Here is a 13,538-nt window from a genome sequence, read left to right on the forward strand (position 1 = left end):
TCGGAGAGAACTTGCTCCTGTCCATTGCACCGAGAGGTGATGCACATGGCCGACGCCGCCGTCCGCACCAAGAAGCCCGCCACCAGCAAGCGCACGCCCGCCGGCGGCGCCCCCACCGCGCCGCACACGGCGGCTGAGGCATCCGAGCCCCGCATCGACGTCGCCGCCGTCACCGATCTGCTGCTGGGCACGTGGGGCGAGACCCGCCGCGAGGCCCGCGAGATGATCAAGGACCCGGCGTTCTGGCGCATCGACGGCCTGCCGATGGCCGAGCACCGCGAGCGCGTCCTGACGCAACTGCACCTGCTCGTCGAGCACGGCGGCTCGCGCCGCGCGATGCCCGAGAAGTTCGGCGGCCTGAACGACAACGGCGCCAACATCGCCGGCTTCCAGGAGCTCGTGCTCGCCGACCCGAGCCTTCAGATCAAGTCGGGCGTGCAGTGGGGCCTCTTCGGGTCCGCGATCTTCCAGCTGGGCACCGAGAAGCACCACGAGGAGTGGCTGCCCGGCGTCATCGACATGTCGCTGCCGGGCGCGTTCGCGATGACCGAGACCGGCCACGGCTCGGACGTCGCCGCCATCGGCACGACGGCCACCTACGACCCCGCCGTCGAGGAGTTCGTGATCCACACGCCGTTCCGCGGTGCGTACAAGGACTACCTCGGCAACGCCGCGCTGCACGGCAGAGCCGCGACGGTTTTCGCGCAGCTCATCACGGGCGGCGTCAACTACGGCGTGCACTGCTTCTTCGTGCCGATCCGCGACGACGAGGGCAACATGCTTCCCGGCATCGTCAGCGAGGACGACGGCGTCAAGGGCGGCCTGAACGGCATCGACAACGGCCGGCTCGCGTTCGACCACGTCCGGGTGCCGCGCTTCAACCTGCTCGACCGCTACGGGCAGGTCGCGGCCGACGGCTCGTACACGTCCGAGATCCCGAGCCCCGGCCGCCGCTTCTTCACCATGCTCGGCGCGCTCGTGCAGGGCCGCGTGTCGCTGGACGGCGCCGCGACGACCGGCACCGCGCTCGCCCTGTACATCGCCCTGACGTACGCGAACCAGCGCCGGCAGTTCGACTCGGGCACCGGCACCGAAGAGGTCGTGCTGCTGGACTACGGCAAGCACCAGCGGCGCCTGCTGCCCCTGCTCGCCCAGAACTACGCGCAGTTCTTCAGCCACGACGAGCTGCTGAAGAAGTTCGACGGCGTCTTCTCGGGCCGCCACGACACCCCCGAGGAGCGCGAGGACCTCGAGACGCTGGCCGCGGCGCTCAAGCCCCTGTCGACGTGGAACGCGCTGGACACCATCCAGGAGGCCCGCGAGGCCTGCGGCGGCTCGGGCTTCCTCGCCGAGAACCGCATGGTGGGGCTGCACCAGGACCTCGACGTCTACGTGACGTTCGAGGGCGACAACAACGTCCTGCTCCAGCTGGTCGGCAAGCGGCTGCTGGCCGACTACGCCAAGCAGTTCAAGGGAGCGGATGCCGCGACCCTCGCCCGCTTCGCCGTCGGGCAGACCGCGGGCAAGCTGTTCCACGGCGCGGGCCTGCGGCAGCTGGGTCAGGCGGTGGCCGACTTCGGCTCCACCGCACGCTCGGTGGAGCTGGGCCTGCGGGCCGACCAGCAGCACGAGCTGCTCGCCGGGCGCGTGCAGCAGATGGTGGCCGACGTGGCCGCGGCCCTGCGCCCCGCGTCCAAGCTGCCGCAGTCCGAGGCCGCGGCCCTGTTCAACAGTCACCAGGCCGAGCTCATCGAGGCTGCTCGGGCGCACGCCGAGCTGCTGCAGTGGGAGGCGTTCACCGACGGCGTGAACCGCGTCTCCGACGAGGGCACGAAGCACGTCCTGCGGTGGCTGCGCGATCTCTTCGGCCTGCACCTGATCGAGAAGCACCTCGCGTGGTACCTCATCAACGGGAGGCTGTCGACGCAGCGCGCGGCATCCGTCTCGCGCTACATCGACCGGCTCGCCGCGCGGCTGCGTCCGCACGCTCAGGATCTCGTGGACGCCTTCGGCTTCGCCCCCGAGCATGTGCGCGCGCCGATCGCGTCGGGGGCCGAGCGCAAGCGCCAGGACGAAGCGCGGGAGTACTACCGCGCGCTCGCGGCGTCCGGCGAGGCGCCGGTGCCGGAGAAGTCCCTCAAGAAGAAGTAGCCCCGGGCCTCAGTCGGCCGACCAGCCGCAGATGCCGCACTCGCCCGTCGCCGACACCTCGACGAAGCAGTTCGGGCACATCGCCCGCTGCCGTTCCGGGATGACGGGCTTGGCGGGGCGCCGCTCGGCTGCGGGGCGCGACGCCCGTGCGCGGGTCGCCGGCGTCGTGGCCGGCTCCGGCCGGCGCTGCGCCTGCGGGACGTGTGTGGCGCAGTAGAACCGCACGTAGCCGTCGTGGTTCTTGGGGTGGCGGTGCTTGAAGGCCCACAGCTCGGTGCGCGCAAGCGGCGCGGAATCCGCCCCGCACGTGAAGCACCGCGTCGGCTCGCCAGGAACGACGTCTGCGACGAGGACCGGGGTCTCGAAGGGGACGGCGTCCCGCCAATCCGATGACGCGACGATCCTCATGCTGTTCCCTCCCGCCGGGGCGAGCGGTGGCCGCCCGACATTCCACCGTAAGCGACGTGCGGCCCGCTCGGGCAATCGCGGGATGACGACCGGGTGGCGAACGGATGCCGCGGCCCCGCGATCCCCTCCGGGGTACGCCATCCCGCGGGCGCCGCCGCACGACTGCCCGTGCAGCGGCGGCCCGTGCCGGGGGTCAGACGGTCTGGCCCGAGTGCGTGCCTTCGGCGATCTCTTCGACGACCTTGGCGTTGAAGGCCGGCAGGTCGTCGGGCGTCCGGCTCGACACGAGTCCCTGGTCGACCACGACCTCCTCGTCCACCCACGTCGCACCCGCGTTGCGCAGGTCGGTCTTGAGGCTCGGATAGCTCGTCAGCGTTCGACCGCCGACGACGTCGGCCTCGACGAGCAGCCAGCCGCCATGGCAGATCACGCCGACAGGCTTGTGCTGCTCGAAGAACGCCCGGCCGAACGCGACGGCGTCCACGTCCATCCGCAGGTGGTCGGCGTTCACGACGCCGCCGGGAAGCACGAGCGCGTCGTACTCGGCGGCGTCCGCCTGCGACGCCGAGAGGTCCACCGACTGCCGGTGTCCGTTCTTGCCCTCGATCTCGCCGCCCTCCGGTGCCACCATCACGGCGGTAGCGCCGGCAGAGGTGACGGCCTCCCAGGGGGAGGTGAGCTCACTGTCTTCGTATCCGTTCGTCGCGAGGAACGCGACCTTCTTTCCGGTGAGATCAGTCATGGCCGCCACGTTACGTGCGGCACCGTTCTCCCCAGAGGGGCTTGACAGTCCAGGCCGGCCCTAGGCTGGCGCGGTGAGTACCGACGTCCGCCTCGGCGCCGACGGCCGCGCGCGCTGCGCGTGGGTCGGCGACGACCTCGAGTACGCCCGCTACCACGACGAGGAGTGGGGCGTCGCGCTCCACGGCGACCGCGCGCTGTTCGAGAAGATGAGCCTCGAGGGGTTCCAGGCCGGCCTGTCGTGGATCACGATCCTGCGCAAGCGACCGCGATTCCGCGAGGTGTTCGCCGGCTTCGAGCCCGAGGTCGTGGCCGCATTCGGCGAGGGTGACGTCGCGCGGTTGATGACGGATGCCGGCATCATCCGCAACCGCGCCAAGATCGAGGCCACGATCTCCAACGCCCGCCTGGTCGCCGACCTCGCGCCGGGGGAGCTCGACGAGTTCATGTGGTCGTTCGCACCGGCATCCCACCGCCGTCCCCTCACCTTCGCGGACGTGCCCGCCACGACCGCCGCGTCCGACGCGCTCAGCAAGGCGCTGCGCAAGCGCGGGTTCCGGTTCGTGGGGCCGACCACGATGTACGCGCTCATGCAATCGGCCGGGATGGTCGACGACCACGTCGAGGGGTGCTGGCGGGCCGCCCGTTGACGCATGATGCGTGATGCATGATGATCGATGCATGCGCACCACTCTCACGATCGACGACGACGTCCTCGCCGCCGCGAAGCAGTTCGCGGACGCGCGGGGCATCACGCTCGGCGAGGCCGTGTCGCAGCTGGCCCGGGCGACACTGACCGAGCGGCAGCGCCACGGCGGCACCCGCAACGGCATCGTGCTCCTGCCCACGCCGCCCGGGGCGGGACGCGCCACCCTGGACGACGTCAACGAGCTGCGGGACGACTCCGCGTGACCCGCCACCTGCTCGACGTGAACGCGGTGATCGCGCTCATCGACCCCCTGCACGTGCACCACGAGCGCGCGCACCGCTGGTTCGCGTCGCGCGGCGGCGCGCCGTGGCACACCTGCCCGCTGGTGCAGAACGGCGTCGTCCGGGTCGTGAGCCACCCGAAGTACTCCAACAGCCAGCCGGCGCCGGTCGTGCTGGCCAGCCTCGCGAGCCTCGCCGCGCGAGAGGACCATGCGTTCCTCCCCGACACCGTCAGCCTGCTCGACAGCTCCGTCCACACCGAGCGGCTGCTGGCCAGCTCGCAGGTGACCGACACCTACCTGCTGCACCTCGCGGCCTCGAACGACGCGCTGCTGGCCACCTTCGACACCCGCATCGTCACGTCGGCGGTCCCGTCAGGGGCGACGGTGCTCTTCCCGATCCCGTAGCCGACCGGGCGTCCGGGCGCCCGTTCTCCCGGGTTTGGGGCGCACCCCGAACGGTCGCGACGCGCCCCAAACCCGGAAGAGGGGCCAGGGCGCGGCCACCTGAGCCGCGGCATCCGTCTCCCGTCCTTTCCGGGTTCGGGGCGCATGCCGCGCATTCGGGGCGCACGCCGCGCGCCCCGAACGGTCGCGGCGCGCCCCGAACCCGGTGGCGACCCGGGATCGAGCAGGATCGAGGAAGCGGGGTGTCCGGGTCGCCCGGCATACTCGTGCGCATGGCATCCCATATCGCTGACTCGCACGAGGTCATCCGGGTGGTCGGCGCGCGAGAGAACAACCTCAAGAACGTGTCGGTCGAGATCCCCAAGCGGCGGCTCACCGTCTTCACCGGCGTCAGCGGCTCGGGCAAGTCCTCGCTCGTCTTCGGCACCATCGCGAGCGAGTCGCAGCGCCTCATCAACGAGACGTATCCGACCTTCGTGCAGCAGTTCATGGGACAGCTGAGCCGACCCGAGGTCGACGCGCTCGAGAACGTCAGCCCGGCGATCATCGTCGACCAGGAGCGCATGGGCTCCAACGCCCGCTCGACGGTGGGCACCGCGACGGACGCGCACGCGATGCTGCGCCTGCTGTTCAGCCGCATCGGCGTGCCGCACGTCGGCTCGCCGCAGGCCTTCTCGTTCAACATCCCGTCCGTGTCGGGCGCCGGTGCCATCACCCTCGAGAAGGGCGGCAAGAAGGTCAAGGAGCGCCGGTCATTCGAGATCACGGGCGGCATGTGCCCGCGCTGCGAGGGCCTGGGCGAGGTCAGCGACGTCGACCTGGACGAGCTCTACGACAAGACGAAGTCGCTCGCCGACGGGGCCCTGAAGATCCCGGGCTACAGCGTCGACGGGTGGATGGTGAAGGGGTTCACCGAGTCCGGGTTCGTCGACCCCGCCAAGCCGATCCAGGACTACACCGAGCAGGAGCTCGCCGACTTCCTCCACAAGGAGCCGACGAAGGTCAAGATCGCCGGCATCAACATGACCTACGAGGGCCTGGTGCCCAAGATCACCAAGTCGATGCTGCAGAAGGACCGCGACTCGCTGCAGCCGCACATCCGCGCGTTCGTGGATCGCGCCGTGAAGTTCATGCCGTGCCCCGGCTGCGGAGGCACCCGGCTCAACGAGGGCGCCCGCTCGTCGAAGATCGACGGGACCAGCATCGCGGATGCCGCGGCCATGCAGATCACCGATCTGGCGACGTGGCTCGACACGGTCGACGATCCGTCGGTCGCCCCGCTCATCGCGGGACTGCGCCAGACCATCGCCTCGTTCATCGACATCGGCCTCGGCTATCTCTCGCTGGACCGCGCCTCGGGCACGCTGTCGGGCGGCGAGGCACAGCGCACCAAGATGATCCGGCACCTGGGCTCGCCTCTCACCGACATCAGCTACGTCTTCGACGAGCCCACCGCGGGTCTGCACCCCCACGACATCGCCCGGATGAACCGTCTGCTGCAGCAGCTGCGCGACAAGGGGAACACCGTCCTGGTCGTGGAGCACAAACCCGAGGTCATCGAGATCGCCGACCACGTCGTCGACCTCGGCCCCGGAGCCGGCCGCGCGGGCGGCGAGGTGCAGTACGAGGGCGACGTCGCCGGTCTGCGCGCCTCGGGCACCATCACCGGGCGCCACCTCGACGACCGCGCGCGCCTGAAGGCGACGACCCGGCCGGCGAAGGGCGCGCTCGAGATCCGGGGGGCGACCCAGCACAACCTGAAGGACGTCGACGTCGACATCCCGCTCGGCATCCTGACGGTCGTCACGGGGGTCGCCGGGTCGGGCAAGTCGTCGCTCATCCACGGCAACGTCCCGGCGTTCGACGACGTCGTGGTCGTCGACCAGTCGCCCATCAAGGGCAACCGACGGTCGAGTCCGGCGACCTACACCGGCATCCTCGACACGATCCGCTCGGCCTTCGCCAAGGCCAACGGCGTCAAGCCCGCCCTGTTCAGCGCGAACTCCGAAGGCGCCTGCCCGGCGTGCCGGGGTCTCGGCGTCATCATCACCAACCTCGGGTTCACCCAGACGGTCGAGACGCTGTGCGAGCTGTGCGACGGCACCGGCTTCAGCGACGAGGTGCTGGAGTTCACCCTCGACGGGAAGAACATCGCCGAGGTGCTGGCGATGTCGGCGGCGGAGGCATCCGTCTTCTTCTCCAAGGGTCCCGCCCACACCACCCTGACCCGCATGATCGACGTGGGGCTCGGCTACCTCACCCTCGGGCAGGCGCTCAACACGCTGTCGGGCGGCGAGCGGCAGCGGCTCAAGCTCGCCATCTCGATGGCGAAGAAGGGCGCGATCTACGTGCTCGACGAGCCGACGACGGGCCTGCACCTGGCCGACGTCGAGAACATGCTCGGGATGCTCGACCGCCTCGTCGAGGCAGGCAACAGCGTCATCGTCATCGAGCACCACCAGGCGGTGATGGCCCACGCGGACTGGATCATCGATCTCGGCCCTGGTGCCGGGCACGACGGCGGCGCGATCGTGTTCGAAGGGACGCCCGCCGACCTCGTCGCGTCCGCGGACACCCTCACCGCCCACCATCTGCGCGAGTACGTCGCCGCCGTACGCTGAGTCCGCCGGAGGGTGGGTGATTGTCCCCATCGTTAGCCTCTGACCTGGGCGATTAGCATCGACACGATGGCACTGCCCGTCCCATCCCCGTGGTGGCTCGGGTTAGGCTGAATCGTCCCCAGGTCTTCTGTGTGAGCGCCCGATGCCCCACGTCGGGTCCCGACGCCACGTAAAGACGCACGACACCCCGGAGGAGGCCGAGGTTCGATGAGGTCTTTCGCATGGCTTCGTGCGCGCCCGCGCGCATTCGCGTCCGCAGGCGCCGTCACGGCCGCCGCGGTCACGCTGACCACCCTCGCCTTCGTCTACCAGGGCGTTCCCACCACCGAGGTCGACCTCCACGACGGCGGTGTCTGGGTCACGAAGCAGTCGAGCCTCATGGTCGGCCACTTCAACCACGAGTCGCAGGTGCTGGACGGCGGGCTGCGCACCACGAGCGACGACTACGACATCCTGCAGTCCGGCTCGGACGTCCTCCTCGTCGACAGGGCGAACTCCGCCGTCAGCGTGATCGACCCCGGCATGGTCGCCCTCGCGGGGGCGGCAAGCCTGCCGGGTGACGCCGAGGTCGCCCTGGGCGGGTCTACCGTCGCCATCCTCGACCGCGCGTCAGGAGACATCTGGGCGCTCCCCGTGGAGGGCGCGGGCACCTTCCAGATCGAGGGCTCCGACCCCGTCGCCAATGCCGGCAAGGGAGCGGACGTCGCGGTCGGCGTGGACGGCGTCGTCTACGCGGCATCCTCCGAGACCGCCGAGCTCATCACCATCCGCCTGGGGACCGACGACACCCCGGAGGAGCCGGTGCGGACCGGCCTTCCCGGCGTCGACGAGAAGGCGGAGCTGACGGTCACGGCCGTCGCCGACAAGCCCGTGGTGCTCGACGCGGCGACCGGCACGGTCATCGTGGACGGTCGCGAGACCCTCGTCGAGGGCGGTCGCAGCGCCGTGCTGCAGCAGCCGTCCGCCGCGGCGGACGCCGTCTCGCTGTCGACCGAGTCCGCGTTCCTGCGCGTGCCCCTCGACGGCTCGGAGCCGACCGCGATCCCCGCGGGCGGCGAGGGCGCGCCCGCGGAGCCGGTGTGGCTCGAGGGCTGCGGCTACGCGGCATGGACGGGTTCCGGCCGCTTCGTGCGCGACTGCGCGGGTGAGGCGGACGACCTCACCGTCGACATCGAGGGCGTCGAGCCGACGTCCCTGCTGAAGTTCCGCGTCAACCGCGACGTCGTGGTGCTCAACGACATCATCGGCGGCGCCACCTGGATGGCCGCGGAAGACATGCAGCGCGTCGACAACTGGGACGAGATCACCCCGCCCGAGGGCGAGACGGAAGACACCGAGCAGACGACCGAGGAGACCACCGAGACGGTCCTGCCGGAGCGGTCCGAGGTCAACACCCCGCCCGACGCGAACGACGACGACCTCGGCGTGCGACCCGGGCGCACCACGATCCTGCCCATCATGGACAACGACAGCGACCCCGACGGCGACGTGCTGACCGCGCGGGTGCTGGAGGGCGGTCCCTCGGTCGGCGAGGTGCAGTCGATCGACAACGGCCGTTCGCTGCAGATCGCCGTACCCGAGGACGCCTCCGGGTCGGCATCCTTCACCTACGAGGTCTCGGACGGCCGCGGCGGCACCGACACCGCGCGGGTCTCCCTCGCGGTGCGCGGCTGGGACGTCAACGCGGCTCCCGAGCAGAAGCGGGTCACGACGGTGGCCGTCGAGGCCGGCGGCACGATCACCTACAACGTGCTGCCCGACTGGATCGACCCCGACGGCGACGACATCTTCCTCGGCTCGGTCACCCCCGCCGAAGGGGACGAGGCCGACTACACGTCCGACGGCCGCATCACCTATCGTGCGGTCGGCGGCACGCAGGGTCGCAAGGACGTCGAGATCACGGTGTCCGACGGCTCCGACGTCGCCGTGGGCATCATCCGCTTCGACGTGCGACCGGTCGGGTCGATCGACCCGGTCACCAACGCCGACTACATCGCCGTGCGCGCGGGGCAGACCGCGACCGTCGCGCCGCTGGCCAACGACGTCGGCGCCGGCCGCGAGCCGCTGCGCCTCGCCCGGGTCGATCCGGTGTCGGGCGCCGACATCGTTCCGGACTACGCCAACAAGACCTTCACCTTCCGCTCCTCGGCTCCGGGCACCTACTACGTGCAGTACATGGTCGCGGCGGGCGCCGCGGGCGTGCCGGGCATCGTGCGCGTCGACGTGCTTGCCGAGGGCGAGACCGACCTCCCGCCCGTCGCGGTGCGCGACGTCGCCCTTCTGCCGAGCGGCGGGGAGGTGCTCGTGAACGTGCTCACGAACGACTCCGACCCCTCCGGCGGCATCCTCGTCGTGCAGTCCGTGACGGTCGAGCCGAACTCAGGCATCGCGGTGGCCGTGCTCAATCACGAGACGCTCCGCATCAGCGACCAGGCCGCGCTCTCGGAGCAGGTGCGGATCTCGTACCGCATCTCCAACGGATCCAAGTCCGCCGAGGGCGACGTCATCGTCATCCCGATCCCGGCACCGTCGCAGCTGCGACCGCCCGTGGCCAACGACGACCAGGTCGTGGTGCGCGCCGGCGACGTCGTGACGATCCCCGTGCTCGACAACGACTACCACCCCAACGGCGACACGATCCATGTCGCGCCCGACCTCGTCCCGCCCCTGGTCGAGCCCGAGGACGGCGAGATCTTCGTCTCGCAGGACACCGTCCGCTTCCGAGCCTCGGACGAGCCGGGCACGGTGTACGCCACGTACGAGGCGGTGGACAGCACGGGTCAGAAGGACGCCGGCTACATCACCATCCAGGTGCTGCCGGTGGACGCCGACACCAACGCCGCCCCGCGCCCGCGCGACCTGACGGCCCGCGTGCTCGGCGGCAGCCGCGTCCGTATCGCCGTGCCGCTGGACGGCATCGACTCCGACGGCGACTCCGTCGAGCTCATGGGCCTGGCGTCGTCGCCCGGCAAGGGCCGCGTCGTCGAGACCGGCTCGGACTACCTCATCTACGAGGCGTTCGACGAGACCGCGGGTGTCGACACCTTCACCTACCGCGTGCGCGACCGCCTCGGCGCCGAGGCCACAGCGTCCATCCGCGTCGGCATCGCCCCGCCAGAGGGCGTCAACCAGGCGCCGTACGCCGTCAAGGACGCCGTCGTGATGCGTCCGGGGCGCGCCGTCGCCGTGCCCGTGCTCGCGAACGACTCCGACCCGGACGGCGATGAGTTCGGCCTCGTCCGCGACGGCCTGATCCTCCCCGACGTCTCGGGTCTCAAGGCGAAGGTGGACGGCAACCGGGTGGTCGTCACATCGCCCTCCGAGCCGGTGGAGACGTCGCTCCAGTACACGATCCGCGACGCGCGCGGCGCCGAGTCGAAGGCGGTGCTGCAGATCACCGTCGCCGAGGACGTCCCGCTGCAGCGGCCGATCGCGCGGGACGACTACGTCCGCGCCGCCGACGTCGAGGACGGCGTCGTCGACCTCGAAGTGCTCGCGAACGACGAGGATCCGGACGGCACGGTGGACGACCTCGAGCTCACCGTCGACGACGCTGACTCGCGCGTCCTCTCGGACGGCACCGTGCGCATCACGCTCGGCGACCGCGGTCGCCTCGCCGGCTACACCATCACCGACCGCGACGGGAACGAGGCATCCGCCTTCATCCACATCCCCGCGCTGTCGTCGCTGCCGCCCACGCTCGTGAGCGTGAAGCCGGTCGAGGTCAAGAGCGGCGAGACGGTCGAGCTCCCGCTGGACGAGCACGTGCGCGCCGCAGGCGGGGGCCCCGTCATCATCACCGAGGCGGCGAAGGTCTCCGCGGCCCACAGCGACGGCTCGTCTCTGGTGAAGGACCAGACGACGCTCGTCTACACCTCGTCCGCGGGCTACTTCGGCCCCGACGCGATCACCTTCGAGGTGACCGACGGATCGGGTCCCGACGACCCCGAGGGCCGCAAGGCGACGCTGACGCTGCCGATCACGGTGCTGCCCCCCGAGAACCAGCAGCCGACGTTCGTCAACGGGCAGATGGACGTCGCGCCCGGCGAGGACGCGGCGGTGCTCGACCTCGCGGGCCTGACGACCGACCCCGACCCCGAGGACGCCGACAAGCTGCGGTTCGAGATCGTCGGCGGGTCGCCCAGCGGCATGTCGGCGCAGATCGAGCGGGGCGAGCTGCGCGTGAGCGCGGCGGCCGACACCAAGAAGGGAACCGCCGCGACGATCGAGCTGCGCATCACCGACGGCACGACCGATCCCATCGAGGGCTCCGTCAGCGTGCGTGTCATCGCATCGACGCGCGAGCTGCCGACCGCGAACGACGACATCGTCGACGAGGCGCACCAGGGCAAGACCGTCTCGGTGCCCGTGCTCGGCAACGACGTCAACCCGTTCCCCGAGACGCCCCTGAAGATCACCACGGCGGTCATGGAGACCGGCCAGGGCGACGCGGAGGTGTCGGGCAGTGAGGTCCGGGTCACTCCCGACGCCAAGTTCTTCGGCACGATGGTCGTCCGCTACCGCGTGCAGGATGCGACCGGCGACCCCGACCGCGAGGTCGAGGGGCGCATCCGCCTGACGGTGCAGGGCAAGCCCGACGCACCGGGGACCCCGGTCGTCTCGAGCGTGCAGGATCGCACCGTCGTGCTGTCGTGGACGCCGCCGGCGAACAACGGCGCCGAGATCGAGCGCTACCTCGTGAGCTCCACCGCAGGAAACTACGAGAAGGAGTGCCTCGCGACGACGTGCACGCTCGACGGCCTGACCAACAACGTCGAGTACAACTTCGTCGTCGTCGCCGAGAACCGCGTCGGCCCGTCCGACCCGTCGGCACCGTCCGAGACCGCGCGTCCCGACGCACGGCCCGACACCCCGGCGGCCCCCGCGCTGCAGTTCGGCGACCAGAGCCTCACTGTCTCGTGGGTCACCCCCACCACGCCCGGTTCGCCGGTCGAGAAGTACTCGCTCGAGATCTCGCCGGCGCCGCCGTCGGGGATCAGCCAGAAGACCGACGTCGTCGGCAACTCGCTGGTGTGGGACGGACTGCAGAACGGCGTCGCATACCAGGTGCGCGTGCAGGCGCACAACCGCGCGCCCGAGCCGTCGAGCTGGAGCCCGTGGTCAGTGAGCGAGATCCCGGCCCGCGCGCCCGACGCGCCCGGTGCGCCCTCGGTCAACCGCCTCGACCCGGTCGGCGACCAGGCGCAGCTCGAGGTCGTGTGGAACCCACCCGCCGACAACGGCGATGCCATCTCGGGCTACGAGCTGCAGGTGATGCAGGGCTCGTCCGTCGTGCGGACGATCACCGGCATCCCCGGTTCGCAGACCCGCCAGGCCGTCAACGTCACCACCTCGACGACGGACTACACGTTCCGCGTCCGCGCCTCGAACAAGGCCGGCTGGGGCGAGTGGGGCGCGTCCTCCGCTCCGCGCCGCGCCTTCGGCGTGCCGGGCGCCCCGACGAACGTGCAGGCGACGACCCCGCGCGGCGACAGCACCATCGACGTGACGTTCACGCCCGCTCCCGGAAACGGCGCGAACGCCGGTGAACTGCAGTACGAGTACTCGCTCAACGGCGGCGGATGGCAGGCGTTCAGCGGCCGCACGATCGGCGGCGTCAGCAACGGCACGACGTACACCGTGCGTCTGCGGGCGTACACCGCGATGGACGGCGTGCGCTACAACGGCGACCCGTCGGCACAGTCGAACGGAGCGGTCCCGTACGGACCGGTGCGCAACCCCGGTGTCTCGGCGACGCGCGACGGCACGAGCATCACCTTCCAATGGAGCGCACCCGCCGAGAACGGTCGCAAGATCACGCAGATGCAGATCCGCATCGACGGCGGCGGCTGGCAGAACGTGGCGAACAACGGCTCGCGCACGAACAACTACGGCTACAGCGAGCGCCACACGATCGACGCCCGCGCGCAGGACGCCGAAGGCCAGTGGAGCAACGTCGTCTCGGATGCCGCCACCACCGTCGATCGTCCGCGGCCGACCGCGCAGACGGTCAAGGGCGCGTCGGGGAGCTGGAGCGACTGCGGGTCGGCATCGTGCGCCTATATGGCTGTCGACGTGACGAACTTCCCGGCCGGCAACTACGCGCTGCGCTGCAACGACGGCAACAGCTCGTGGGGTGGCGGCAGCACGACGTGGGTGCCGGAGAACGGCCGGGCCCGCGCGAACTGCTACCACGGCTACCCCGGCGCCCGCGTCTGGGTGACCATCGTGGGCTGGGGCGACGCCGCGCCGATGAACTGGTACTAGCCGCGGCATCCGC

At 70.8% G+C, this 13,538-nt stretch carries 8 protein-coding genes; 6 read left to right on the forward strand and 2 right to left on the reverse strand.

All coding sequences use genetic code 11. From position 1 onward, the window contains the following. Positions 1–45 precede the first annotated feature (45 nt). A complete protein-coding gene (locus ACWGUG_RS03790; RefSeq protein ID WP_452323874.1) occupies positions 46–2,151 on the forward strand; it encodes an acyl-CoA dehydrogenase family protein in 2,106 nt (701 codons plus the stop codon). Positions 2,152–2,160: 9 nt separating this feature from the next. Here ACWGUG_RS03790 and ACWGUG_RS03795 read toward each other — a convergent pair whose 3' ends face one another. Beyond that, positions 2,161–2,559: a glucose-6-phosphate dehydrogenase gene (locus tag ACWGUG_RS03795; protein ID WP_452323875.1), complete on the reverse strand. Its 399-nt coding sequence runs from the start codon at positions 2,557–2,559 to the stop codon at positions 2,161–2,163. A 193-nt stretch (positions 2,560–2,752) separates the two neighbouring features. Then, a complete protein-coding gene (locus tag ACWGUG_RS03800; RefSeq protein ID WP_336393856.1) occupies positions 2,753–3,301 on the reverse strand; it encodes a type 1 glutamine amidotransferase domain-containing protein in 549 nt (182 codons plus the stop codon). 73 nt (positions 3,302–3,374) lie between these two features. On the opposite strand from ACWGUG_RS03800, the gene ACWGUG_RS03805 reads away from it, so the two are divergent. The 5 genes from ACWGUG_RS03805 to ACWGUG_RS03825 all read left to right on the forward strand — a co-directional run bounded on the left by ACWGUG_RS03805 (position 3,375) and on the right by ACWGUG_RS03825 (position 13,525). Further along, complete coding sequence (locus ACWGUG_RS03805; protein ID WP_452323876.1) at positions 3,375–3,950, forward strand: DNA-3-methyladenine glycosylase I; 576 nt, start codon at positions 3,375–3,377, stop codon at positions 3,948–3,950. Positions 3,951–3,981: 31 nt separating this feature from the next. Continuing rightward, a complete protein-coding gene (locus tag ACWGUG_RS03810; RefSeq protein WP_336393853.1) occupies positions 3,982–4,212 on the forward strand; it encodes a hypothetical protein in 231 nt (76 codons plus the stop codon). Then, on the forward strand, positions 4,209–4,637 hold the full coding sequence (locus ACWGUG_RS03815; RefSeq protein ID WP_336393852.1) for a TA system VapC family ribonuclease toxin: 429 nt from the start codon (positions 4,209–4,211) through the stop codon (positions 4,635–4,637). Before ACWGUG_RS03810 ends, ACWGUG_RS03815 begins: the two co-directional genes overlap by 4 nt. Before the next feature lie 272 nt (positions 4,638–4,909). Further along, positions 4,910–7,258 (forward strand): ATP-binding cassette domain-containing protein, encoded by a 2,349-nt coding sequence (locus tag ACWGUG_RS03820; RefSeq protein WP_452323877.1) that lies wholly within the window; start codon positions 4,910–4,912, stop codon positions 7,256–7,258. Between the two features lie 207 nt (positions 7,259–7,465). Then, positions 7,466–13,525 (forward strand): Ig-like domain-containing protein, encoded by a 6,060-nt coding sequence (locus ACWGUG_RS03825; RefSeq protein WP_452323878.1) that lies wholly within the window; start codon positions 7,466–7,468, stop codon positions 13,523–13,525. Positions 13,526–13,538 lie beyond the last annotated feature (13 nt).

It is taken from the genome of Microbacterium sp. NPDC055455 (assembly GCF_053619935.1).